The sequence below is a fragment of the Rhodothermales bacterium genome (assembly GCA_041391505.1).
Lineage (GTDB): Bacteria > Bacteroidota > Rhodothermia > Rhodothermales > JAHQVL01 > JAWKNW01.
Window position 1 is genome coordinate 150159 of sequence record JAWKNW010000005.1, and the last position, 25254, is coordinate 175412.

A 25254-nucleotide genomic window follows, 5' to 3' on the forward strand; every position below is an offset into this window, starting at 1 on the left:
ATGACCACCCTTCGCACCCTCGTCGTTCTCCTCGTCCTCTCCGCCAGCCTCTCCGCCTGCAGCCTGCTGGGGCGCTCGGGCAAAAACTCCGTCGTCGGGGAATGGAGCTATCGGGTTGAGGCCCCTGAAGAGGTGTACACCGGGAATCTCGTCGTCACCAAAACCGATGCCGGCGTCGCGGCTGCGATGCAATCGGACCAGCCCATCGGAGCCCTCACGGTCACCAACACCACCTTCGACGGAGGCATCCTCATGTTCGACGTCGATGGTCCCCAGAGCGGCCGGCTCAAGGTTAAAGCCACACTCGACGGCGACTTGCTGATCGGCACGGTCGATAACCTCACCTACGACGTCGCCGGCATGCCGCTGATGGCGACGCGGAAATAGCCGGGCTCACCCCGTACTCTGCATGGCCGCGGCAATCCCGTTGATACTCAGGAAGATCGCCCGCGCCAGCGCCTCCCGCTCGTCGGATTCGTCCGCCGCGCGGTGCCGGCGGATAAGCTCTACCTGAAGCAGGTTCAGGACGTCGGTGTAGGGATTTCGCAGCGTGATCGACCGCTGGATGACCGGGTTGTAGTCGAACACCTCCTTCTGCCCGGTGATCTGCAGGATCGCGTCGCGCGCGAGGGCGAAATCTTCGAGGATGACGTCGTGGAAGGACTGCCCCTCGGCGAGGTCGGCATAGTAGCGGGCGACGTCGAACCGGGAGCGAGCCATCTCGAGCTGGGCATTGTTGAGGACGGCCCGGAAAAACGTCCAGTTCTTGTATGCCCTCTTCAGCCGGCCGAGGTTGTCCGGGTCCGCCTCCAGCACCCGGCGCAGGCCGGCGCCGACGCCGTACCAGCCAGGGATCATGTACCGCGTCTGCGTCCACGCGAACCCCCAGGGGATGGCGCGGAGGCTGTCGAAGTCGACTTCCGAGGCCGACTTTCGCGACACGGGGCGCGAGGCGATCGGGAGGCGGCTGATCTGCGCGATCGGCGTCACCTGGATATACCACGGCCACAGGCGGGGATGGTCGATCAGGCCGCGATAGGCGACCATCGAGCGCTCGGCGATCGACTCCATGATCTGGCCCTCGGCGTCGTCGGTGGTCGAGTGCTCCTCGGAGGGGCGGTCGGCCTCCGCCGAGACCAGGAGCATGGCATTGACGATCTGCTCGAGATGCCGGTGCGCGATGTCCGGCAGCGCGTAGCGGAACGAGATGACCTCGCCCTGTTCGGTGAAGCGGATGCGCCCGCTGTGGCTGACGTCCGGCATCGCCAGGATGGCCTGGTTCGCCCGACCGCCGCCGCGGCCCACGGTGCCGCCGCGCCCGTGGAAGAGCCGGAAATCCACCCCGAACTCCTTGCATACGCGGCCCAGCGCGGCCTGCCCCTTGTGCAGGGCCCAGTTCGCCATCCAGTAGCCGCCGTCCTTGTTGCTGTCGGAATACCCCAGCATGATTTCCTGCATGTTCTGCCGGCCGGCCAGGTGCCGGCGGTAGACCGTGTTGCCGAAAATCGACCGCATGAAGCCCTCGGCGGCCTCGAGGTCCTCGATCGTTTCGAACAGCGGGACGATATCGATGGGCGAGCGGACTTCCCCGTGCTCCAGCGTCCACAACCCCACCTCCTTCGCCAGCAGCATCACTTCCAGCAGGTCGCTCACATCGTGTGTCATGCTCACGATGTAGCTCCCGATGGCTTCCGGCTCCTGTGCGACGATGTCGCGGACGACCTCCATGGTGTCCAGGACTTCCTGCGCCATCTCGGGGAGCACGGCGCCCCGGGGCAAAAGCGGACGCGGATTCTGGAGCTCGGCGGTCAGGAGGGCGAGTTTGTCGGCCTCGGGGAGGTCGCTGTAGCTCTCCGTCACGCCGGCGCGGGCCAGGATGGCCGCCACGGCGCCGTCGTGCATCCGGCTGTGCTGGCGGATGTCCAGCGCGGCCATGTGGAGACCGAAAGCGCGGGCGTTGGTGTAGAGCTTGTTCAGCAGCCCATGTTGCGCGATGTGTTCGAACCCGGTGTCGACCAGCGACCGGTGCAGCACCCTGAGATCCTCGATGAATGCGGCGCTGTTGTAGAGGACCGCATGCTCTTCGCCGGGCAGAAACGCCGTCTCCAGGTTGGCAAGCACCTCCTCCAGCTTCAGGAGCATATAGCTCACCTTGATGCGGTAGGGCTCGTAGCGGTACTGCCGCTCCCAGTATTCGGGCAGGGTGTAGCGCTCGCTGTCCGCCTGGATGGATGCCTGCAGCGCCTCGGGAATCGCGACGGCGCGCTCGGACAGGCTGAGTTCGCGGCGGAGGTTGGTCAGTTCGTCGAGGAACAGCGTCACGGCCGTCCGGCGGTGTGTGATGGCGGTCTGCCGCGTCACCTCGGGCTTGACGTTCGGGTTGCCGTCGCGGTCGCTCCCGATCCACGACCGGAACCGCAGGAAGCTGGGCGGCTCGATCTCGCGGCCGTAGTAGAGCCTGACGGCGTCGCGCACATCGTCATAAATGCGGGGGAGCGTATCCCAGATGGTGTTCCGGAGGAAAAACAGGCCGTTGTCGACTTCCTCCTGCACCGTGAGCCGCTCGACGCGGACCTCGTCGGTGACCATCAGGAGACGGATCTGGCGGTAGATCTCGTCGCCGATGGTGGCGATTTCGTCCGGCGTGAGCGAGCGTTCCCACAACTCGCCCAGCAGGGTGGCGATGCGCTTCTGCTTGTACATGATGCTCCGCCGGCGCGCCTCGGTCGGGTGCGCGGTGAGCGTCGGCTGGATGTCCATCCCGGCCAGAAGGTCCAGCAGGCGCTCGAACGAGATGCCGGCCTGCTGCACGGTGTGCACGGCCTCGGCGATCGACTCCTTGCGGGGCCGGTCGGGCCGGCTGTTGCGCGAGCGCTGCCGGTTGATGCGGATGATCTCCTGCTGCTCGGCCTTGTTGACGAGGTGGAAGAAGTCCGTGAAGGCCTTCAGCAACATGTCGATCTGATCCAGCGACAGCGTCGTGATCCGCGCGGCGGCCCGCTCGCGTTTGGAGGGTTCGTCGTTGTTTGCCGCCTCCTTGCACAGCCGGCGCAGCTCCTCCACGAGTTCCAGCGTGGCCTCGCCGTCCTGCTCGCGGATCACACGCCCCAGCGTAGCGCCCAGCAGGTTCACCTGCTCGCTCAGGGGTTTCGAGATGCCGCTTTCGGGGGAAAAGAGATAGGGTTCTTCGGGGAGGGACATGATTAGCGCGTAGCGATCAAGGAAATTCGATATGGGAGGGGATGAACCTTTGCCATGCGGCGTCATGCGCCGTGGACGATGTTCATTTTGCGACCACCTGAATGTTCTCGATGTTGATTTCGGAGAGCAGACGCAGCGTGCCGGCTTCGAGCTTTTCATCGTACGATTCGATGAGCAGGCCCGGCTGCTGCAGGTCGTCGGCGATGTAGTTGAGGTAATCGGCGAAGCGAACGCCTTCGACGACGCGCGGGTTCATGGCCTTACGAAAACGCGAGCCGCCGCCGTCGGTCAGGAAGTCGTAGGCGATGTAGTCGATGGTCGATCGATCGCGGTGGACCCAGTACACGAATCGGTCCTGATAATCTTTTCCGCCTCCCTCCTGGTGGAACGTCACCTCGACCTTGTGATAGGGCTCGCCCTCGACGACGGCCTCGGACAGGTACCGCTTCTGTACGGCCGCGTCGTTGAGGTTGTAGGGGAGCAGGGCGAAATACAGCACGGAATTGACCGAGGATTCGAAGGCGAGGGCGCGTTCCTCGGGCAGATCCACGCGTTGCCCGTCGATTTCGCGGTAGAAGCCGTCGTTGCTGAGCACGTCGCGCACGGCGCCGGTCGAATCGGTGAAGATCCGTTCGTAGGTGAACGCGCCTCCGTCGCGGGTGGCCCGGTAGTGCCGGCCGCGCTGGTCGAAATCGATCACGCTATGGTCGATGACCGGCCCGCCATGCGTCGCGATCGCCCGGTCGATGATGGCCTGGGGATCCCGGGGGTCGGTGCAGGCGGCGAAGAGGAGCAGGGCAAGCAGGGGCAGGCGGCGGGCGAGACGTGATCTGGATTCCGGAATTTCTTTCATGAAGGCGGGGTCAGACGGTGGCGGGTTGCGGAAGGCGCGGCGTTCAGTCCGCCTTATGATGTTTTTTCAGCAGGAACTGTTTCCAGAAAAACACGATCACGAGCAGATAGACGACGCAACAGCCCATAACGAAGCCGTACCCTTTCATGGCGCCGTCGAAGAGGGTGAACGGGAGGTTGATGAGGATCAGCAACGGAAACCCGAGCACGAGCGCCATCCCGCTTCCCAGCCCCAGATCCTGCGCGACGGGCGTCCGGTAGTCGGGGTCCGTCACCCGGACGAGCGCCAGGCCCGAGCTGATGGTGCCCGTCATCTCGCCAAAAATGCCCAGCAGCCGCTCGAACGGATAGTCGTCGAAGGCGCGGCGGACCGCCCAGCGGATCCCGAAATACGTCGCCGGCGCGCCGAGCAGGGTCATCAGCAGGATCGGGCCGGTATAGGCCCACGCCACGCTCAGGCTGATCGCCATGACGGCGACGGCGATCATGTAGTCGGTCATCCACCCGGTGAGGCGATGCAGCAGCCCGTTGTCGACGGGCAGCGCCGCGGGGAAGCGCCCCAGGAGTTTGCGGCAGCCGAGGGCGAGCAGGTTGGCGATGATGAAATGGAAGCCCCAGAGCATGGCGACTTCCTTCTCCAGACCGGCCGATTGCATCAAGGCGGCCAGGCCGGCCGTCACAAGGTAGGTCAGCAGATACAATCCGCCGATCAGCGCGAAGTGGAGCGTCAGCGGCTCGATGGTGCCGCCGTGATACTGGAGCCGGCCGGCGCTCGGCAGCGGGTCCTCCTGCAGAATGCCGGTGCGCAGCGCCACATCCACCCCGTGCGCGCTGTCGACCAGGGTGCTCGAACCCGCGCGGATGCCCCGGTTGACGAGCCAGATCCCGGCGAAATACGCCACCAGAAACCCCACGGCGGCCAGCGTCAGCCCCACATTGCCGCCGCCGGCGAACCCGTACGCTTCCCACGACTGCCCGATCGAGTAGGCGATCCCCGGGCCCATACCGAACCCCAGCGGCAGCAGCATGCCGACGGCGGGCACGAGGTCCGGGGAGATGGTGTACACGAGCGCGAGCGCCACGCCGAGTCCGATCAGGATCTGGATGAGGTAACAGACGATGAAGATGAAGCCGACGTGCGTCGCGCCGCGCGAGCGCTCCTCGCCGGCGCCCTGCAGACCGATGCCGATAAAGGTGAGCGCCAGCAGGTGGTAGAGATAGGCGCCCATCCTGTCGAGATCGAACGGGATGACGCCGAGCAGCTCGGGACCGAGCAGGAGGCCGGCGAAGCCGGCGATGAGGGCGCTGGGGATGAGGAAGCGCTGAAAAAAGCCGATGTAGCGCCGACACAGGAGTCCGAGCAGCAGCAGGGCGCTGACGATGGAGATGTCGAGGGCCGCATCGCCGACGGTGATGCGCAGGTCCCAGAGATTCATGCGCGTGCCTGCTGGCTGGCGGGTTCGGCTGAACCTGCTTTGAGACGCTGGATGGAGTGATCCCACTGCAGGGCGCTGCCGGCCCCGTTAAAGGTAAACTGCAGCATCTCCGAACTCATGAAGACTTGCAGCTTGGAATTGCGCTCGATCCCGGTATACAACACATCTTCGAGCGGAAGGCGCATGTTGATGGAAGCTCCCTTGATCTGAATCTCGTCCGGGAAAAGGGCGATTTCGACCTCCCCGTGGGCATCGAGACGAGGGAACTGGTCTTCCGAGTGCATCACCACGGTGGCGCGGACAATGGCGTCATTATCCCTGCGGTCGAGCGGGAGCACCCGGATCGCATCGTACAGCACACTCGGGATGACGATGTCGCCGCTCTTTTCGTCGAGCAGGGTGCTGTCCTTGAGCATCCGGTAACGGAACGTGCCGGCGGTGTTTTCGACATACGTCCCGTCTTTGGTGAAGACCCCGCCGTTGGCTCCCGAGACGGGATCCCGGTACAGGAGCCGGTGGATGCCGGCGGCCGGCTTGTACGCCTTGTAGGGCTTCAGGTCGTCCGGCACGTGGGTTTCGTCGATATCGATCTGGGCTTTCAGCAGAGCAAGAGCCTCCTCGAACGGCGTATGACGGTCGAACTGCAGCGGCGGCTTCACCTCCACCCGGATCTTCGAGCGGCGCGGATAGCTGGCCCAGCGAGGCCACGCCGTGTAGGAGCCGTGTGTCACCACAGGGTAGATCGGAATGCCGCTTTTGACAAAGACCTTGGCCGTGCTCTCGATCCAGGGCGCCGGCCGCCCATCCCAGCGCCTCCCGCCCTCGGGATAGATCACGATGGCATATTTAGCGGCGATCATCCGGTAAATATCGCGGATGAGATGGGGCTCGGGAACGTGCTTGCGTGTCGGCCTCAGCTCGATATCGTTCAGGATCTTCCGAATGATCGGTCCCCGGAAGTATTCCTGCGTCAATACCCCGCGGGTCGATTGGCCCCACGGGATAAACATGTTGAAGATGAAGGGATCGAAGTTGTGGGAATGGTTGCCGTACACGAAGCAGGGCCGCTCCAGGTCTGCCAGCTTGCCGCCGCCGGCCATCTCAATATCCCAGATGCTACGGATGATGCGAAAACCGACCAGTCGTAAAACCGATTCGCCAAAGGTGTACGGAAAGAGGTGCTTCATAATGAACGGCAGGTACTGCGAAAAACCACGCTAAGATGAGAAGACGCCCGCAAATCAGCAAGTCTCCGGTGGAGGCCGCCGGGCATACGCCCGGCGCGTAGCGAGCTTTTCTTCGTGTCGCGCCACCATCAGTTCGGCCAGCCGGCGCGGTAACGCCGCCGGCGGCGTCGTGGCGAAGGCCTCCTTGACATCGCGCTCGCGCACGTCGATCCGGTAGAGGAGGCTGAGCAGATAGCCCCGGTCGCGATCTAGCAGGGCGGTCACGTAGCCCGCGACGAGGTCGACGACATCCTCGCGCGTCATGCCGCCCGCCGGCGGCTCGGCGTCCGGCGCGAGGAGCGCCAGGAGCGATGCCGGCGTTTCGTCGCTCATGGCTCGAACGCGATCTCGGCGAACACGGGCAGGTGGTCGGACGCGAACGCGCCGTCCCAGCTGTCGCTCAGGGTGGCGTGCCGGAGGGTCCTGGCGCCCCGGGAGGTGAAGATGTAGTCGATGCGCCGGCCCGTGTCGCCGGTGAAGGTAAAGCCGTAAAAGGTCGTTTCGGGTCCGTGATGACCGGTTTCGCTCGCGTGCTGCGTATCGGTGAGCGCGGCCGTGAGGACGCCGTAGCCGGGCGCGGTAGGATCGAAGTTGAAATCGCCCGTCAGCACGACAGGCGTGTCGCCGGCGATGGAAGCGATCCGCTCCACGATCAGCCGGGCGCTTTCCGTCCGCGCCTGCTCGCCCCGGTGGTCGAAGTGGGTGTTGAAATGATAGAAGGTCTTTCCCGTGCCGGCGTCGCGGTACCGGGCCCAGGTGACCACCCGGGTGATCGCGGCATCCCAGCCGACGCTGCCGGGCACCTCCGGCGTCGTCGACAGCCAGAAGGTGCCACTCTCGATCGGCTCGAAGCGGTCGCGGCGGTAGTAGATGGCCGAGAACTCGCCGGCCTCCTTGCCGTCGTCGCGGCCCACCCCCAGCCGGGCATAACCCGGGAGGCGCGCATCGAGGTCCTGCAGCTGCCCGATCAGCGCTTCCTGGACGCCGAAGAGGTCGGCCTGATTGAAGCGGATGATGCTGGCGACCCGGTCCCTGCGCATCGGCCAGGCGTGGACGCCGTCGCCCGGGTTGGCGTAGCGGATGTTGAACGTCATCACGCGGACGCTTTCAGGCGCGGCCGATGGGGTCGGCCGGGGCGCGCAGCCGGCGAGGATTACGCCGAGGAGCAGCGTCAGCAGGGGAAGAGGGCGGCGGAGGGCTGTGGCAGGCATCGTGATGGCTGTGGTTGAGTCGACAGCCCAAGATACACATACCCGCCGGCTTTCGCTGGATCTTCCTGGCGCATGAAAAAAGCCACGCCGGCAGGGGCCGGCGTGGCTCGAAAAAAAGGGGCGCAAAGGGTCAGGGCGCGCCGACCAGATTGCAGTTGGCGTCGACCTGGTTGCAGCGCTGCGTCCAGGTGCCGATGTGGGCGATGGGGGCGCGGTCAAAGCGGCGCATCGCGTTCGTCACCGTCTGGTCGTCCTGAACGATCGTCGTGTAGGGGCCGAGCACGATGTTCAGACCGAAATGCCCGTTGATGATGTCGTTCCGGAGCTGGTCGAGTTCCGCCTCGTACTCCTCGCTCTCGTTGTCACGGATGTGCTGGTAGACGGAGGTCGTCATGAGCAGGCGATCCGTCGCAGCGTCGTACAATTCGAGATGGAAGCTGCCCTGGCGGTCGTAGTCGTTGCTGACGCGGTGCGCGCCGTCGTTCTCGGACAGGGTGCCTTCGGGGTCGCGCTGCAGCTGGAGCATGCGGACGCTGCGGAACTGCATTTCGAGGGTGACGAGGTTCGACGGACGCATCACGGGGCTCACGATGCTGCCATTGCCATCGAAGCCGGCGGCCACGGAGCCGGAGCGGGATTTCTGGATGCCGGTAACCGGATCCGTGTAGACGAGGTTCATGATCCCCATCCCGCTTTGCGACTTGTGGTCCAGCTTGAAATAGATCTCGGTCACGCCGGCGCTGGCCAGGTCGTCGAGCGTCTCGGCAAACCGGAGCGAGACTTCGTGGGCGGGCAGCGATGCCCCGTTCCGGAGAAACGTTACGAGCCGGTCCGGCGAAATCGGCGCCGGCGACGGCACGCTGCGTCCGGTCCACTCGGTGTCCCACTTGTGCTGGTGCACGAACCAGGGGCCGGCGATCGGGATGCCGCCCTGGTTGGCTTCCGTGCCGCGGGGAAGCGCCCATACGCCCGTCAGGTCGCGGTGCGTCGTCACGTCCATGTGGCTGCCGGGGGGCACGGCCTCCTGGTAGGCGAGGAGCGAACCCCGGATGTCCACGAGGCCGTCGAACCGGGTCTGCGAATAGGAGTCGGTCGGGCGGAGGTAGACGATGCCGTCCCAGTTGAGGGCGGCGCCGGGCTCGACCTTCAGGCTGCCTTCGACGATGAGGATGCCGTAGCCGCTGAAGGACGCTCCGGAACGGATGGTCGCGTCGCCCTTGATGCGGACGATCGACGTGTTATCGGCGGTGCCGAAGTTGAAGGCGTACGGGTTGGTGTCGCCCTCGTCGATGATGCCGCCCGGGTTGGGGTTGCCGAACTGCATCGATCCCGGGAAAAACGCGTCGGCCGTCGTGCCGTCCAGCGTCATCTTGTCCAGCGTCTTGTAATAGAACTCCTGCAGCCAGGACTGGTCCTGCGTGGCGTCGATGTCCGGCAACTCGTCGTTGAGCGCCTCTTCGTCGTCCTTGATCGTCACTTCGGTGATGTTGCCCGGCAGGCCGTCGTCGGCGTTCTGGAGCTGTTCGTTGATCTCGGTAGTCATCTGCCCGAGATCGACGAGGCCGGCCAACTCGGGGATGGCGTTCATCCGCTCCAGTTCGCTGGTGCCGATCCAGATTTCCTTGTTGTCGGGGCCGCCGTTCACGCGGGCGCTGTCGCTGGCCGTGATGGTCAGGTTAGGCGTGTCGATCACCATCGCCGGCAGGTCCTGACGCATCCGGTACCGGCTGTGGATGAGGTATTGCGCGTCGCCGTAGATGCCGACCACGCGCAGATCGATGATGTTGTTGGTCCCAATCGAGTAGCCGTCGACGACGAACGAGCCGCCGTTGTAGGGGACCGGCGCCGTGCCGTACGTGAGGGCGGTGCTCAGGCCGCTGGGGTTGCTGAGCATCTCGGCCAGCACGAGGTTGCTGCCCGTGAGCGCCAGGTCGCGAGCGAGCACATCCTCTTGCATGTGCGTCTGGGCGATCTGGGACTCCGTGGACATCCGCTGCACATTCGTGAGAATGAGGATGCCACTTAGAACCGTGGCGGCGACGATGATCAGTGCAGAATTACCCATAGCGATGGTGTCTGGGGGCGATAGGGCCCGCTATCGGTTATGCGAATATATCGTGTTGCCGTACCGTACGATGTTCAGGTTGCTGGTCGATCGCTGGTCCGAACTCCGCTTGTCGATGGTTGGAATCGCGGCCTGGAATTCGATATGGATGCGATCCAGTTCGTCCGGGCAGATGTCGATCAGGGAGCCCGTCGGGGCCGACAGCGCGCCCTCCTCGATCATGCCTACATCGAAACGCGTGATAAAATTGCCGCTGCCGCCGTCGTCGACGAAGGTCAGGTCGTTGATCTTGCGCCGGCGCTCGATGCGGTACACCTGTACGTTGGCCCCGTCGACGGCGATGGTCGTGGTGTCGTCGGGAATGAGGCGGTATTCAACATGGACGATGCTCGAGGCCGCGCCGGCGGACGGGTCTTCGAGCGTCGGGAAGATGATGCGCGTGGTGTTGCCCGTGCCGTCCCGCTCGATGAGGCATTCTTCGGGCCGGCCGAGCGAGAGCTGCGTCTGCTCCTTGCTCCGGATGTTCTCCAGATCGCGCTCGACGGTGCGGGCGAATTCAAAAGCCTGCTTCTCGATGATCTGACCGATCTGCATCTCAACCGAATTCTGTCGGTTGCGATTGACCACGGCGATCAGCGAGACGAAAAGAATCGTCGCGACAATGATCGACGAAATATGATCGAGCAATACGTGCATAGCGGGGGGCTATCGGGGGCTCAGTGCAAAAACATACCGGCAGGCGAGAGCGTGCGTTTCAGGGTGACTTCGACGGGCGCGCGTTCCAGCGGCGTTTCCTGCTCCGTGATTCGCACGGTCACTTCCTTCGCCAGCGACGCGCCACTGGTCATTTCGACCTCGGGGTCGGCGAGCGTCACGAAGCGGACCGACACGTCCAGGTCGAAGGCATACTGCGCATTGTTGAAGACATGGACGAAGGGGCCCGAAAACCCGTTGTAGTCGTCGATGTCATCGAAGGTGGATGGACCGTACTCGTCGGCGTCCGGGCCAATATTTCCGGTCAGCCCGGATACATCGACCCTCAGTTCCGGATTGCCCATGTCCGTTTCGTCGAAGGCCTTGGACTCGATTTCGGCCATGCGCTGGAGACCGAAATCGAGCGCGGCCCGCTCGATGTCACGCCCGTATACCTGCCCGTGATAGCGTAAAGCGGCCCGTTGCTGCGTAAACGCGAGCAACGAAAATATCGCCATAGCAAGAAAGGCAAGCATCGTTTGTTTCATGCCTGTAACCGGGGTAAGGGGGCAAGCAGCCTTGTGTATGACCGCCTCAGGCGAAGGGCGTGCCAGTCGGCAGGGCAAGCAGCTTCACGCCGGCCGCCTTGCGGTCATACCATTGACGTACTACTGCGCATTCGACGTGCCTTCAGAGCCGGGGGAGCCGCACGTGCCGGGGAGCTGGCGCAGTATGTTTGGAGCACGCCAAAGTGAGTGTTTGGATTAACCTGACTAAGCTAAGGTAAGCCATTGCTATAATCCAAATCTTTCTCGCGGGTTTCCGGGGAAGACGTGTGGATCGGAAAAAGACCCACGATGGGAGTGGAAGCCGGCACGGGGCTCCGACCTTGGCCGGCGGTACAAAAAACTGCGGCCGGGAGCATAAAAAAGGCCCGGAGCCTTACAGGGCTCCGAGCCTCTTAGAAAAACGTAAACCTTGACCCGTGTCCCGGCCGCTCCTGGAACGTCGAACCTGGAACGTCGAACCCAGACCCCAGACCCGCTCAGTCCGCCTGCACCTGCGGGATGCTCATGGCCTCGTTGCGGGGATGGACGGTAGCCGTGTAGCGGGCCGTGGTCGTGTAGACGGTGGAGTCGGACCAGGCGTTGGTCGAACTGTTTTCGGGGACGGCGATGCGAAATTCGACGCGCACCTGGTTGAGGTCGGTCGGGCAATCGCCGGAGAGGACGCGCAGATCCGAGTTGCCGTCGGGCAGATGCGGGAAGAGCTCGACGAGGAAGTCAACGATCTGGGTGCTGCTGCCGCCGAGCGTGAGGACGTTGTCGCCCTCGTCGATGAACCGGCGCAGGCGGTACAGATCGCGCATCCCCTTGCGCGTTTCGATCTGGCGCGCCTGTCCCTCAAGTTCATACGTCACATGCACGATCGAGGGCTCCGAATCGCCATTGCGATACCGCAGCGTCGGGAACGTGAAGCTCCGGGTGCGGCCATTGCGCGTCATGCTGAGCCGGCACGTCACCGGCGATTCCGATCCCGCGCCGGCCTCGGGTGTGAACATGTTCTCGATGTCATCCTGGAGCGACTGGATGAAATAGGCGGCCTGGGCCTGGGCCATGTACGCTTCCTGGGCGCGGTTCGTCGCCAGTTCTTCCTTGTGCTGGATGACGTAGAGGAACAGGGTGAGGACGAGCGCGGAGAACGTCGTGGTTACGCTATAAAACAATCCTTGCATACGTGATGGCGGTACTTCAGTCTGAAACGATCGAAACGGGACAGGTAGGATATCGATCGCCTTATATAAGTCGGTTCGCAAATGGCGTGCCGGCATTGCTATAGCGGTAGAGATTGCCGGCGCGCGATCCTTTATTGCCTGGTTTCAGTGTCGGATCCATGATTCCGTCCTTAAATACACCCTCTCGATACGCCGGGGCTCACCTTCGCATCGGCCTGTAAGGCGATCGCCGGCCGCCCATCCGGCCGGCTCGCGCGGACCAGATCGAATTGAGACTCTTTTGTGCCGTCGGCGTCGCCGCGATGGGCCGAAGAGGTTCCGGCGCAACCGCTTCCGGGCCTTCCGTGAATCATCGGCGGCCCCTTGTGCGTTTAGGTGGTCATCGAACGCGATGGAGCATCGTGCGGCGACATACGAACCAGAATCCTTACCGTCGTGACCAAAGCCGATATTATTGACCGTGTAGCAACCGGAACCGGATTGACGAAGATCGAGACGGAAGCGGTGATCAATGGCTTTTTAACTGTGTTGAAGGATGCGCTCGTCGACGAAGAACGCATCGAGATCCGGGGTTTCGGCTCCTTTAAAGTGCAGGAGCGCGCACCCCGCATCGCGCGCAACCCGCGAACCAACGAAGAGGTCGAGGTCGAGGCCTGCTACGTGCCCGTCTTCAAACCCTCGCAAAGCTTTCGCACGGTAGTCATGGACGCGGCCCGCAAACGGCACCGCGTCAAAAAATAACCCCACCCCAGATGGATAACGAGTCGGTTTTGAGCTGCCCTTCGTGCGGCGCAATGCTGGAACCCGATACGCAGGTTTGTGACCTGTGCGGGACGGACGTACACGCGGTGCTGTCCGAGGCCATTGACGAAGCGGCGGACGAGGGCGTTGCCGTGGCAGCGGCCCCTGCCGAGGAGCCTGCGATGAATGTCCCGGCCCCTTTTTGCCACATGTGTGGCCATCAGAACCCGGCCGGCGCCCGGTTCTGCAGCGCCTGCGGCACGGCGCTGGTAGCTACCGCGGCGAAACCCGCGCCGGCCCGGACGCCCTCCCGCAAGAAAACGCAAGCGGCCGGCAAACGGAAGTCGGCAGCCCCGCCTGCCGCGGCGCAGGCCGCTCCGGTCTCCGCCCCTCCGGGCAAGCACATCTTTGTGCTGATCGCGACCGCCGTGCTGATCGTCGTTGCGCTCTACCAGATCACGAGCGTGAGCAAGATCCACTTCGCCGCCGAGCCGGAGGCTCCCGTCGCCGAGACGCGCTCGTCCTCCAACGGCACCGACGCCCGGCAGGCCCCGCCGCTATCGGGCGATCTGGCCGATCAGGTCGCGGCCCTGGAAGACGAACTCGCCGGCCTCACCGGCGCGGCGCTGCAGGCCAAACAGGATGAACTCGCGGCAGTCCTCGCCGGCGCCGGCCGCACCGACCGGGTGGCCGAGCTGCGCGAGGCGTGGGCGCGCGAGGCCAACACGCCGGAAGCCTGGAAGGCCGCCGGCGATGCCCTGTACGTGTACATGGAGTCGGTCCAGGGCGAAGAACGGATGGATATCGCCCAGCGCACCGCCGACGCGTACGACAAGGCGCTCGCCCTCGGGCCGGACGACCTCGTCGCCCGCACGGCCATGGCGATGGCCTACATGAACACCCGCGCGCCGATGCAGGGCGTCATGCAAATCCGCCAGGTGCTCGAGACGGACCCCAATCACCTGGAGGGCAACTTCTATTACGGGGTGATGCTGATGCAGATCAGCCGAATCGATCAGGCCGTCGCCCAGTTCGAAAAGGTGAAGACGCTTGTCGGCCCCGAACATCCGCTCTATCGTCAGGCCGAGGTGATGCTTGCCAACATCAGGACGCTCGGCCGGAATGGGAATTCGTGATCGGGCCCGGGGTCTGGCGTACGGGTTGACGCTGGCGCTGGGCCTCCTCGCGGGATGTGCGCCGCCGGCGACAGACAACGAACTGACGCTCTTCGTGGCCGCCTCCCTCACGGATGTGGCTGAGGATATGGCGCGGGCGTTCGAACAGGCGCATCCCGGGATGCCCGTCCGGGTGCACGCCGCGGCCAGTTCCGTGTTGGCCCGGCAGATCGATGAAGGCGCGCCGGCTGACGTCTTTTTTCTGGCCAATGAGGCCTGGAGCGATTATCTCGTGGATCGCGGCCGCGTGGAAGGGACGGTGCGCCGGCCTGTATCCAACCGGCTGGTTTTGATTGCCCGCCGCGGCGCGCCGGCCGTGGATTCGCTGCTCCGCCTTCCTGCCAACGCGACGATCGCGCTGGCCGACCCCGAGCACGTGCCGGCCGGCATCTATGCGCGCGAAGCGCTGGTCTGTCTCGGGCAATGGGATCGCCTCGCGGCGTCGGTCCTGCCGGCGCTGGATGTCCGCGCCGCGCTGCACACTGTCGATCAGGGGGTGGCCGATTATGGCATCGTCTACGCAACCGATATCCCGTCGGTCCCGGCGGTCGACGTGCGTTTCGTGCTTCCGTCGCGCTGCCAGCCCGACATCCGCTATACCCTGGGGCGCGTGCGGCAGTCGACGCATCCTCAACAGGCGGATCAACTGGTGGCGTTCCTGATGGCCGACGCGCGTGCCGCCGACTGGGAACGGTACGGGTTTGTCCGGTGCGTCGCGGCGGATACGACGGGCGCTGCGCCATGCTGAGCGGCGAAGAATGGGCCATCATCGCCCTGTCGTTGCGGGTAGCGCTGGTCTCCGTGCTGGTGGCGCTCCCTCCCGGCGTGTGGCTGGCCTATCACATGGCCCGCCGCTCATTTCCCGGCGTGTTTCTGCTCGAAAACCTGGTGCAGCTGCCGCTGGTACTGCCGCCGATTGTGACCGGCTACCTGCTGCTGGTTCTTTTTTCGCCGGAAGGGGCGCTCGGCGCGTTTTTGCTGGGGACCTTCGGCATCCGAATCCCCTTTACGTGGACGGGCGCCTGCATCGCCGCCGGCGTCGTCGGGTTTCCGCTCCTGGTGCAGACCGTCCGTGTGGCCATCGAACAGATTCGCCCCGAGTGGGAGGAAGCCGTCTATGTCTACGGGGGCGGGACCTGGGAGGCGTTTCGTTATGTCGTGCTGCCGCTGGCCGGCAGAGGCATCGCAGCGGGGTTCACGCTGGCTTTTGCGCGCGCGCTGGGGGAATTCGGCGCGACGATCGTCCTGGCCGGCAACATCCCCGGCCGAACCCGCACCTTGCCGCTGGCGATCTTCACGCGGCTCAACCAGGTCGGCGGCGACGCGGGCGCCTGGCGGCTTGTGTGGATCGCGGTGGGCATCTCCATCCTGAGCCTCATCATTCATACGGTGCTTTCTCGCCGGCTACACAACCCGCGGGAAGGCGATACGTAACGCGGGGCATCGCGTCGGCAAGCCGGCCGATGCAAAGTCCGAACGCGCGTTGTACCTTGTGCCTCGCCGGCGGCGCGAGTCGGACCGCTTCATAACGCCGCCACGCAACCCAGAACGGACGCTATGCGACATACATTCACGGAAGAGGAATTAAAGCGGATTCGCGAAGCCGTCGCGCGTGCGGAGCGGCAGACGTCGGGCGAGATCGTCCCGTTTGTGGTTTCGCAGAGCGATCGGTACGACATCACGGTCTGGCGCGGCGCCTCGATGGCGGCGATCGTGGCGATGGGGCTCGTAGGGCTATTGCATGTGTTTTATCAGGGGTGGGGGCTCGCCTGGCTGTATACCGGCCAGGGCGTCGCGTTCATGGCGCTCGTCGCCGGCGCGCTCGGGGCGCTCGCGGGCGCGTATGTCGATCCGCTGAAACGCTTCATGGCGGGTGCGACGCTGCTCGACCGTACGGTGCACAACCGGGCGATGCGTGCCTTTGTCGAGGAAGAGGTGTTCAATACCAAGGATCGCACGGGCATCCTGCTGTTCATTTCGCTCCTCGAACATCGCATCGAGGTCATCGGCGACGAAGGGATCAACCGCAAGGTGACGGTCGAGGACTGGGCCGGCGTGGTGGCCGAAATCCGCAAAGGCATCATCGAGAATCGATTCATAGATGGGCTGGAACGCGCGGTCGACATGTGCGGCAGCTTGCTCGACCGCAAGGGCGTGCTCATCCAGCCCGACGATACGAACGAACTACCCAACGATATCCGTTTTTCCGACGAGGGGTGATGTATGCGACGTTGTCGCGCCGCGGTGCTGGTGCTGATCGCTTTTTTGCTTCCGCTGGCGGCCCCCCTCGCCTTCGCCCAGCAGGTGCCGCCGCTTACCGGGCGCGTGGTGGATCGCGCGGAGATCCTCAGCGCCGGCGCCGAACGTGAACTCGAGCAGTTGCTGGCGGCGCACGAAGATTCCACGTCCAACCAGATCGCCGTCCTCACCATCCGTTCGCTGGACGGCGCCGATCTTGAATCTTATTCGCTCGAGGTGGCGCGCGCCTGGGAGCTCGGGCAGGCCGGCCGCGACAACGGCGTCCTCCTGCTCGTCGCCGTCGAGGACCGAAAGATGCGCATCGAGGTGGGCTACGGGCTCGAGGGGTCGCTCACGGACGCGGTCGCGGGACGCATCATCCGGAATGAGCTTCGTCCCTATTTCCAGCAGGAAGATTATGAGGGCGGCATCCGGGCCGGCGTGATCGCCATCATGGATGCGATCGCCGGCAGCTACGAGGGCGAAGACGACGTGTCGGAAATGCCCTGGTTTCTCCGGATCGTCTTCGGGATCATGTTCGTCGGGATGCCGCTGGTGATTTCGCTGACGTCGGCATTTGGGAAGGGGATCGGGCGCTGGTTCGTCATTCTGTTTTTCGCCCCGTTTATCGGCACCGGCAGCGTCGTGCTAACGTCCTCTCCCCGCATCGCGCTCGTGCTGCTCGCCATCTACATCATCGGGCACATCGCCTTCGCGATCTACATCCGGCGTTCCCCCCGATGGCAAGCTTTTTCAGCGCGGTGGGATCGGGCGGAGAAAAATGGCGGCAAGGTGCCCATTCACGTGTTCGGGCACACCTTCCATGTCACGCCGAGCAACTTCCAGAGCAGCGGCTCGGGGTCGTCGAGTTCGGGCGGGAGTTCGTTCAGCGGCGGTGGCGGGTCGTTCGGCGGAGGTGGGGCCTCGGGGGGGTGGTGAGCCTCAGGTGGTCTCGATCTCCAGGATGAGCTGGTCGGCGTCGCGCACGAAGAGCCGGCCCTCGATCTCGTCGTACGGGTAACTGGCCGCATCCATCCGCGCACGGAGCGCGTGCCAGTCGCGCTGCGGCAGGCAAAAGCCCACATGGTGGATGCCGCCCCGGCCCGGGATGCTCGGATGCATCATTTCGGGCATCTCGATGATCTCCATCACATCCAGCCCCTCCATGTCGACGAGCATGGCGCGCATCCGCCCCTTGCGAATCGGGTCTTCTTCCCGTACGCGGATCGACAGCCCGAGGATGTGCACGTAGAAGTACAGCGCCCGGTCCAGATCTGCCGTCATGATCGCGGCATGCGTGAGCCGGAGCGCGGCGCTGGCGCGCACCGGGCGGGAACGAGGCGACGGGGGTGAGGATGACGGCGTGGACATGGAACGATGCGTGGTCAATTCATGGGGTAAGTCGTTTCGAGCGTAAGCCGATCCAGGGCGATGCCGAGGCGCTTGATCTTTTTGTAGAGCCCCTGGCGCGTGAGGCCGAGCGCTTCCGCCGACGACGTGATGTGCCCGCCATGCTGGCGCAGGACACTGACGATGGCGCGGCGTTCGGTCTGCGCGAGGAGGTCGCCCAGGGAGCCGGCGGCCTGCCGGACGGGCTCTTCGAGCCGGTCCGCCGGCGGGCGGTGGACCCGCAAGTCGGGCGAGAGATCGGCGAGATCGATGACGGGGGCGGGTTCGCTGTGCAGGAGCGTCACGATCCGTTCCAGCTCGTTGCGGAGCTGGCGCACGTTGCCCGGCCAGTGGTGCAGGGCGAGCGCTTCGGCCGCCGCATCGGTGACGCTGGCCGCCGGCGCACTGGCCGGCGTGAACGCCGCGATGAAGGTGTGCGCGAGGATCGGGATGTCCTCCCGGCGCATCCGGAGCGGGGGCACCTCCACCGCGCCGGGGCCGAGCCGCTCCAGGATGTCCGCGTAGTCACCGAGCGCCAGCTCGTCGAGCGACCGGCGCGTCCCGGCGATGACGCGCGCCGGCCTCGAGCCGTCGGGGGCGTCGAGCCGGACGAAGAGGCGCTCGCGCGCGCCGGCCGGCAGGTCGGCGATTTCGTGGAGGTAGAGCGTGCCGCCGGCCGCGTCCGTCCAGGCGCCGGCGTCGCGCTCCGATCCAAAGAGCCGCGCGTCCGCGTAGGCGGACGACGAGGCGTCGTACCGGAACGAGATAAAGGGCGCGCCGGGGTCATGCCGCTGATGCAGGGAGCGCGCGAGCGACATCTTGCCCGCGCCGCGCTCGCCGGCGAACAGGAGGGCCAGCCGCGACGACGACAGGAGGTCGAGCCGTGCCTGCACGGCGCGCATGGCTTCGCTCGGCCAGGCCGGGGCGTCCGTCGACGCCGGCGCTACCCGCGCGGCCTGGGCATCGGGCATCCACTGAAAGATCGCGACGGCTTCGCGGCGCGCATCGGCTGCGAGGGCGGGCTCGTCGAGCCGATCGAACGCTTCCGCCCGGGCGAGGCGCGCCCAGGCATAGTCCGGCATCCGGTAGGCCCGGCGAAAGGCGACGGCTGCCTCGTCGACGCTGCGGAGCGCACAGTAGGGCGACGCCGGCATCTGGCGGAGCCGGCTCCAGGCCATCCAGAATCGTACTTCCGCGGCGGCGCCCGGAGCCTGGCGCTCGAGCGCGGGGAGGTCCACCGCCAGCAGCCACGACAGGGCGGTGTCCGGGTCGCTCCGGTCCAGCAGGGCGACACGGGCGAGCAGCGCGCGTACGACGGCCTGGCCGGGCGTCGCCTCCGATGTCATCACCGGTTCGAGCATCCGCGCCACATCGGCCGCCCGGTTTTCCGCGAGCAGCCGGCGGGCAATCGCTATCGTCTGCGCCAGCTTCAACTTACATGAACCCCAGATCGAGGCGCGCTTCGTCGCTCATCATGTCGATCGTGTAGGGCGGATCGAACGTGAGCTGCACCCGGGCGTCGGTGATGCCCGGGACCTCGCGGACGCGGTTTTCGACTTCCTGCGGCAGGCTGCCGGCCACCGGGCAGCCCGGCGCCGTCAGCGTCATGAGGACGAACGCGGAACGGTCCGGGAAGACCTTGATCTCGTAGATCAGCCCCAGGTCGTAGATGTTGACCGGGATCTCGGGATCGTAGATCGTCTTCAGCGCCTCGAGGATGCGATTCTCAAGTTCTTCGTCGCTTACGTCGGTGACGTCGTTTTCGCTCTGCATGGCGTATTCTCAGGAAGAAGTAGGGGCCGCGCCGGAGAGGGCGGCCGCGTACAGTTTCATCTGTTTGATCATCGCGTTGAGCCCGTTTTTTCGCGTGGGCGACAGGTGCTCTTTCATCTCGATGGCGTCGAGAAACGCGAGGTCCGCCGCGAGGATCTCATCCGGGGACAACCCCGAAAGCACCCGGATCAGGAGGGCGATCAGGCCCTTCGTGATGGCGGCGTCGCTGTCCGCCGTAAAGATCACGCGGCCGTCCTGCCGTTCGGCGTGCAGCCAGACCTGCGACTGGCAGCCCTTGATCTTGTAGGCGTCGGTTTTGTAGACCGGATCGATGGCCGGCAGCTTCGCGGCCTGATCGATCAGGTGTTCGTAGCGCCCCATCCAGTCGTCGAACAGGTCGAACTCCTCGATGATGTCGTGTTCGCGTCGTTGCGTCTCGGTCATCGCGTCGTCAGGAGAACAGGGCCTGAACCTTGAGCAGGCCGGCGTGGAGCCGGTCGATCTCCTCGCGGGTGTTGTAGAATGCCAGCGACGCGCGCGCCGTGCCGGGAATCCCCAGTCGATCCATCAGCGGCTGGGTGCAGTGGTGCCCGGTCCGCACGGCGATGCCGAGCCGGTCGAGCACGGCCCCCGTGTCGTAGGGATGAATGTCGCCCAGCAGAAACGAGACCACGCTCGCCTTGTCCGGAGCCGTCCCGATGAACCGGATGCCGTTGAGGGTCGCGAGCTTGCGGGTTGCGTAGGCGAGCAGGTCCCGCTCGTAGGCGGCGATGGCATCCATCCCGATCCCTTCCAGGTACCTGATCGCGGCGTCGAGACCGACGACGCCGGCGATGTGGGGGGTGCCGGCTTCGAACTTGTGGGGAAGGCTGTTAAAGGTCGTTTTTTCGAAGGATACCGTCTCGATCATGTCGCCCCCCGCCTGATAGGGCGGCATGGCGTCGAGCAGGGCTTCTTTGCCGTACAGCACGCCGATCCCGGTGGGGCCGAACATCTTGTGGCTGGAGAAGGCACAGAAGTCGACATCCAGCGCCTGGACGTCGACCGCCTCGTGCGGGACGGCCTGCGCGCTGTCCAGCAGCACGGGAATGCCGCGCCGATGCGCTTCCTCGATGATCGAACGGACCGGGTTGATGGTGCCGAGCGCGTTCGAGATGTGGCTGATGGCCACGATCCGGGTGCGCTCGTCGAGCAGCGCGCCGTAGACGTCCAGGTCGAGCACGCCGGCCTCGGAAACGGGCACGACGCGCAGCGACGCCCCTTTTTCCTCACAGATCAGTTGCCACGGGACGATGTTGGAGTGATGCTCCAGCGTCGAAATGACGACGTTGTCGCCGGCGCCGATCCGGGCGCGGCCAAAGCTCGTCGCGACCAGGTTGATCGATTCCGTCGTGCCGCGGGTAAAGATGATTTCGTGGCTGTGCCGCGCGTTGATGAAGCGCTGGACGCTTGCCCGGCCGGCTTCGTAGGCGTCCGTCGCCCACTGGCTCAACGTGTGGACGCCCCGGTGCACATTGCTGTTTTCGGTCTGGTAGTAGGCCGTGATCCGGTCGATGACCGCGCGCGGCTTCTGCGAGGTGGCCGCGTTGTCGAAATACACCAGCGGCTGCCCGTGCACCTCCTGGTGGAGCGCCGGGAAGTCCTCCCGGATGCGGGCGACGTCGAAGGCGTCGACGGACGGATGGGCGAGGTCGGATGGGGCCGGCATGGTCGGTGCGTGGTTAGTCCTGCAGGATGCGTTCCATCTCACGGTCGAGGTACGCGCGGAGCGGTTCGAGCTTCACGGTCTCGATGACGTCGCGGGCGAAGGCGGTGAGCATCAGCGCGCGGGCCTGCCGCTCGTTGAGCCCCCGCGAGCGGAGGTAGAAGAGGGCCTCGGCGTCGAGCTGGCCGGTCGTGGCGCCGTGGCTGCATTTCACGTCGTCGGCGTAGATCTCCAGTTCGGGTTTGGAGAACATCCGCGCCCGGTCGGTGAGGGTGACGGACTTGTTCGACTGGTAGGCGTTCGTCTTCTGCGCGTCGAGGCGGACGAGCACCTTGCCGTTGAACACGGCCGTCGACTGGTCGTCGAGGATGTGTTTGTACAGCTCGTTGCTGAAGCAGTTGGGTTTGGCGTGGTCCACCAGCGTATGGTTGTCCACATGCATCGTGTGGCGCCCCAGCACCAGCCCGTTCAGATGCGTCTCGCAGCCTTCGGCATCGGGCAGCATGTTGAGGTTGTTCCGGACGATGCCCCCGTCGAGCGTGACGGTCGTCACCGTCAGGTGGCTCGTGGCCTCCTGGTATGCGTGCAGCGTCGTGAGGAGCGTGTCCTCGGGGCGCATGCGCTGGATCGTGTGGTGCGCGACGCGCGCCTCGCGGCCGGCGGCCACTTCGGTCACGCTGTTGGTGAACGTGCGGGCGGACGCCAGGCTATACTGCGACTCGATGAAGGTGCACGAGGCGAGTTCGCCGGCGACGATCAACTGCCTTGGCTGCACGAACACGTCACTCGCGCCGGTGACGATGTTGTGGATGTGGATCGGGCGCGTCAGCGCGAGCCCGGCCGGCACATGCACGAAGAGCCCACCCACCACGAACGCGGTGTTGAGCGCGATGAACGGCTCGTCGCTGTGGCTGGCGTAATGCGCGAAATGGGCGTTGAACAGATCCGCATGCGCCTGGCCGGCAGAGTCCAGCCCGCTCACGACCACGCCGGCGGGCAGCCCGGCCAGGTCCGACAACATCGGCTGGAAATAGCCGTTGACCAGCACGATGCGGTACACCTCCAGATCGGGGATCGCGTGCCGGTCCACGATCTCACAGGTCACGCCCGACGGATCGTTCTCCAGCCGCAACGCGAACGGGTGCGACAGCGTCTGCGACAGGTTGGTGTATTTCCACCGCTCGGACTTGCGGTTCGGGAAGCCGAGCGTGAGAAAGCGGTCGATCGCTTCCTGGCGCATGTGCCGGATGGCGGCATGATGGCCGTTGAGCGCCTTGCCCACGTTGGCGTTGAAGAGATCCCGAAACCGGTTCTCGAGCAGATGGGAATCGTTGGAATGCGAAGCCATGGGAATACAGGGGACGTCTGAAGGAAACGAGGCGGATGGGGGAAGCTCAGGCGACGGTGCCCACGGTTTCTTCCTTGATCCAGTCGTAGCCCTTCTCTTCGAGTTCGAGCGCGAGGTCCTTGCCGCCGGTCTTGACGATGCGTCCGTCGAGCAGGACGTGCACGACGTCCGGCACGATGTAGTTCAGCAGCCGCTGGTAGTGCGTGATGACGAGGAACGAGCGCTCCGGCGAACGCAGCTGGTTGACGCCTTCGGACACGATCCGCAGCGCGTCGATGTCGAGCCCTGAGTCGGTCTCGTCCAGGATCGCCAGACGCGGCTGCAGCATGGCCATCTGGAAGATCTCATTGCGTTTCTTTTCGCCGCCCGAGAAGCCTTCGTTGACGGCGCGTCGCTTCAGGTCCGGGTCGAGGTGCACGACTTTCGCGCGCTCCTTCATCAGCTGCAGGAATTCCGCCGCCGAGATCGATTCCTCGCCCCGGTGGGCGCGCTGGGCGTTGACGGCCTGGCGGAGGAAGTTGGACATGCTGACGCCGGGAAGCTCCACCGGGTACTGGAACGCGAGGAAGATGCCTTCGAGCGCTCGCTCGTCCGGCTCCATATCGAGCAGGTCGTGGCCCATGTAGTCGACGGCGCCTTCGGTGATCTCATACAGATCCCGGCCGGCGAGCACGGAGGCAAGGGTGCTCTTGCCGGAGCCGTTCGGCCCCATGATCGCATGCACCTCGCCGGGGTTCACCGTCAGGTTGAGGCCCTTGAGGATCGGCTTGTCTTCGATGGAAACGTGCAGGTTGGATATCTGAAGCATGGTACGATGGTCTGCGAGTTGGGAGCGTAATGTCGGGGATGCGGGGCGCCGGCTCAGCCGACGCTGCCTTCGAGTTCGATGGCGAGGAGCTTCTGCGCCTCGACGGCGAACTCCATCGGCAGCTTGGCCAGGATGTCCTTGCAGAAGCCGTTGACGATCAACTTGATCGCGTCTTCCTCGCTGATGCCGCGCTGGTTGCAGTAGAAGATCTGGTCCTCGCCTACTTTAGAGGTCGTGGCTTCGTGTTCCACCTGGGCCGTCGGGTTGTTGATCTCGAGGTAGGGGAACGTGTGCGCGCCGCACGTCGAGCCGAGGAGCATCGAGTCGCACTGCGAGAAATTGCGCGCGCCCTCGGCGTTCCGGCCCACGCGGACCAGCCCGCGGTAGCTGTTCTGGCTGTGGCCCGCGGAGATACCCTTCGAGATGATCGTGCTGCGCGTGTTTTTGCCCAGATGGATCATCTTGGTGCCGGTGTCCGCCTGCTGCCGGCCCTTGGTGAAGGCGACGGAGTAAAACTCGCCCACCGAATGGTCGCCCTTCAGGATCACGCTGGGATATTTCCAGGTGATCGAACTGCCCGTTTCGAGCTGGGTCCAGGAGATCTTGGCGTTGTCGCCCTCGCAAATGCCGCGCTTGGTGACAAAGTTGTAGACCCCGCCCTTGCCGTCCTTGCTGCCGGGGTACCAGTTCTGGATCGTGGAGTACTTGACCTCCGCATCCTTCGCCGCCACGATCTCCACGACGGCGGCGTGCAGCTGGTTTTCGTCTCGCATCGGGGCGGTGCAGCCTTCGAGATAGCTGACGTAGCTGCCTTCTTCCGCGACGATCAGGGTGCGCTCGAACTGCCCCGTGCCGGCCTCGTTGATGCGGAAGTAGGTCGACAGCTCCATCGGGCAATGCACGCCCTTCGGGATGTAGCAGAACGACCCGTCCGAGAAGACCGCCGAGTTCAGCGTCGCGTAAAAGTTGTCGGTATAGGGGACGACCGACCCGATGTATTTGCGGACGAGATCCGGGTGCTCCTGGATCGCCTCGCCCAGCGAGCAGAAGATGATGCCCAGTTCCGCCAGCTGCTCCTTGAAGGTGGTGGCGACGGAGACGCTGTCCATCACCACATCCACGGCCACGCCCACGAGGCGCTTCTGCTCCTGGAGCGAGATGCCGAGGCGCTCGAAGGTGCTCAGCAGCTCGGGGTCGACTTCATCCAGGCTGTCGTATTTGGGCCGTTTGTTCGGGGCGGAATAGTAGCTGATGTTCTGGAAGTCGATATCCGGATAGTCGAGGTGGGCCCAGCGGGGGTACGCCTCGCCGGCCTGCAGCGTCTGCCAGTGACGGAACGCGCGCAGGCGCCATTCCAGCATCCACTCCGGCTCGTTCTTCTTCGCCGAGATGAAACGGACCGTGTCTTCCGAAAGCCCCTTCGGCGCGGTCTCGGCTTCGATCTGGGTGACGAAGCCGTATTTATACTCTTCGCCGGCTACTTCATGGAGGAAATCAGTATCGCTCTGGCTCTGACTCATGGCGTTCCGGTATCGGTTTGGGGACCTCTGTTCGGCAAAGACCCCGTCGCGGGGGATGGGGCGTGCTGGCCCCTACATGTCAACGTGCGTAAACAACGGTCCCGTGGACAGGCTGTTCCCAATTTAGATTAAATCCAT

At 64.8% G+C, this 25254-nt stretch carries 25 protein-coding genes; 7 read left to right on the forward strand and 18 right to left on the reverse strand.

Features of this window, described 5'->3' with window-relative positions:
* On the forward strand, positions 1-387 hold the full coding sequence (locus R2834_07310; protein MEZ4700122.1) for a hypothetical protein: 387 nt from the start codon (positions 1-3) through the stop codon (positions 385-387).
* Positions 388-393: 6 nt separating this feature from the next.
* On the opposite strand, the gene ppc is transcribed toward R2834_07310, so the two are convergent.
* The 10 genes from ppc to R2834_07360 all read right to left on the reverse strand — a co-directional run bounded on the left by ppc (position 394) and on the right by R2834_07360 (position 12419).
* Complete coding sequence (gene ppc / locus R2834_07315; GenBank protein ID MEZ4700123.1) at positions 394-3201, reverse strand: phosphoenolpyruvate carboxylase; 2808 nt, start codon at positions 3199-3201, stop codon at positions 394-396.
* 82 nt (positions 3202-3283) lie between these two features.
* The gene (locus R2834_07320; GenBank protein MEZ4700124.1) at positions 3284-4054 is read right to left on the reverse strand and encodes a DUF6503 family protein; all 771 of its coding nucleotides are present in this window, start codon (positions 4052-4054) and stop codon (positions 3284-3286) included.
* 43 nt (positions 4055-4097) lie between these two features.
* Positions 4098-5489, reverse strand: coding sequence for a hypothetical protein (locus tag R2834_07325; protein MEZ4700125.1), 1392 nt, complete (start codon positions 5487-5489; stop codon positions 4098-4100).
* Positions 5486-6676: a lysophospholipid acyltransferase family protein gene (locus R2834_07330; protein ID MEZ4700126.1), complete on the reverse strand. Its 1191-nt coding sequence runs from the start codon at positions 6674-6676 to the stop codon at positions 5486-5488. The genes R2834_07325 and R2834_07330 overlap by 4 nt, the downstream gene beginning before the upstream one ends.
* Positions 6677-6730: 54 nt before the next feature.
* Positions 6731-7048, reverse strand: a complete 318-nt coding sequence (locus R2834_07335; GenBank protein MEZ4700127.1) for a hypothetical protein — start codon at positions 7046-7048, stop codon at positions 6731-6733.
* The gene (locus R2834_07340; protein MEZ4700128.1) at positions 7045-7926 is read right to left on the reverse strand and encodes an endonuclease/exonuclease/phosphatase family protein; all 882 of its coding nucleotides are present in this window, start codon (positions 7924-7926) and stop codon (positions 7045-7047) included. Before R2834_07340 ends, R2834_07335 begins: the two co-directional genes overlap by 4 nt.
* 130 nt (positions 7927-8056) lie before the next feature.
* Positions 8057-9991 carry a hypothetical protein gene (locus R2834_07345; protein ID MEZ4700129.1) on the reverse strand — a complete coding sequence of 645 codons (1935 nt, stop codon included), beginning with the start codon at positions 9989-9991 and terminating at the stop codon, positions 8057-8059.
* A gap of 30 nt (positions 9992-10021) precedes the next feature.
* Entirely contained in the window at positions 10022-10687 is a 666-nt protein-coding gene (locus tag R2834_07350; GenBank protein MEZ4700130.1) for a hypothetical protein, read from the reverse strand.
* A gap of 20 nt (positions 10688-10707) precedes the next feature.
* Positions 10708-11232: a hypothetical protein gene (locus R2834_07355; protein MEZ4700131.1), complete on the reverse strand. Its 525-nt coding sequence runs from the start codon at positions 11230-11232 to the stop codon at positions 10708-10710.
* A gap of 497 nt (positions 11233-11729) precedes the next feature.
* Positions 11730-12419, reverse strand: coding sequence for a hypothetical protein (locus R2834_07360; protein MEZ4700132.1), 690 nt, complete (start codon positions 12417-12419; stop codon positions 11730-11732).
* 435 nt (positions 12420-12854) lie between these two features.
* Between R2834_07360 and R2834_07365 the strand changes: the two genes are divergently transcribed.
* The 6 genes from R2834_07365 to R2834_07390 all read left to right on the forward strand — a co-directional run bounded on the left by R2834_07365 (position 12855) and on the right by R2834_07390 (position 17512).
* Complete coding sequence (locus R2834_07365; protein ID MEZ4700133.1) at positions 12855-13160, forward strand: HU family DNA-binding protein; 306 nt, start codon at positions 12855-12857, stop codon at positions 13158-13160.
* A 182-nt stretch (positions 13161-13342) separates the two neighbouring features.
* Complete coding sequence (locus tag R2834_07370; protein ID MEZ4700134.1) at positions 13343-14296, forward strand: zinc-ribbon domain-containing protein; 954 nt, start codon at positions 13343-13345, stop codon at positions 14294-14296.
* Entirely contained in the window at positions 14283-15083 is an 801-nt protein-coding gene (gene modA, locus R2834_07375; protein ID MEZ4700135.1) for a molybdate ABC transporter substrate-binding protein, read from the forward strand. The genes R2834_07370 and modA overlap by 14 nt, the downstream gene beginning before the upstream one ends.
* The gene (gene modB / locus R2834_07380; protein ID MEZ4700136.1) at positions 15077-15769 is read left to right on the forward strand and encodes a molybdate ABC transporter permease subunit; all 693 of its coding nucleotides are present in this window, start codon (positions 15077-15079) and stop codon (positions 15767-15769) included. Before modA ends, modB begins: the two co-directional genes overlap by 7 nt.
* A gap of 123 nt (positions 15770-15892) precedes the next feature.
* Complete coding sequence (locus R2834_07385; protein MEZ4700137.1) at positions 15893-16555, forward strand: hypothetical protein; 663 nt, start codon at positions 15893-15895, stop codon at positions 16553-16555.
* 3 nt (positions 16556-16558) lie between these two features.
* Positions 16559-17512 (forward strand): TPM domain-containing protein, encoded by a 954-nt coding sequence (locus R2834_07390; protein MEZ4700138.1) that lies wholly within the window; start codon positions 16559-16561, stop codon positions 17510-17512.
* Positions 17513-17515: 3 nt separating this feature from the next.
* Here R2834_07390 and R2834_07395 read toward each other — a convergent pair whose 3' ends face one another.
* The 8 genes from R2834_07395 to sufB are packed head-to-tail and all read right to left on the reverse strand — an operon-like array spanning position 17516 to position 25116.
* Positions 17516-17944 carry a VOC family protein gene (locus tag R2834_07395; GenBank protein MEZ4700139.1) on the reverse strand — a complete coding sequence of 143 codons (429 nt, stop codon included), beginning with the start codon at positions 17942-17944 and terminating at the stop codon, positions 17516-17518.
* A 14-nt stretch (positions 17945-17958) separates the two neighbouring features.
* Complete coding sequence (locus tag R2834_07400) at positions 17959-19395, reverse strand: sigma 54-interacting transcriptional regulator (protein MEZ4700140.1); 1437 nt, start codon at positions 19393-19395, stop codon at positions 17959-17961.
* Position 19396: 1 nt separating this feature from the next.
* Positions 19397-19735, reverse strand: a complete 339-nt coding sequence (locus R2834_07405) for an SUF system Fe-S cluster assembly protein (protein ID MEZ4700141.1) — start codon at positions 19733-19735, stop codon at positions 19397-19399.
* A gap of 9 nt (positions 19736-19744) precedes the next feature.
* Positions 19745-20179 (reverse strand): SufE family protein, encoded by a 435-nt coding sequence (locus R2834_07410; protein MEZ4700142.1) that lies wholly within the window; start codon positions 20177-20179, stop codon positions 19745-19747.
* Positions 20180-20186: 7 nt separating this feature from the next.
* Positions 20187-21443: a cysteine desulfurase gene (locus R2834_07415; protein MEZ4700143.1), complete on the reverse strand. Its 1257-nt coding sequence runs from the start codon at positions 21441-21443 to the stop codon at positions 20187-20189.
* Between the two features lie 13 nt (positions 21444-21456).
* Positions 21457-22788 (reverse strand): Fe-S cluster assembly protein SufD, encoded by a 1332-nt coding sequence (sufD, locus tag R2834_07420; GenBank protein MEZ4700144.1) that lies wholly within the window; start codon positions 22786-22788, stop codon positions 21457-21459.
* 46 nt (positions 22789-22834) lie between these two features.
* Entirely contained in the window at positions 22835-23596 is a 762-nt protein-coding gene (gene sufC, locus R2834_07425; GenBank protein MEZ4700145.1) for a Fe-S cluster assembly ATPase SufC, read from the reverse strand.
* Positions 23597-23649: 53 nt separating this feature from the next.
* Positions 23650-25116 carry a Fe-S cluster assembly protein SufB gene (sufB, locus tag R2834_07430; GenBank protein MEZ4700146.1) on the reverse strand — a complete coding sequence of 489 codons (1467 nt, stop codon included), beginning with the start codon at positions 25114-25116 and terminating at the stop codon, positions 23650-23652.
* Positions 25117-25254: the final 138 nt, after the last annotated feature.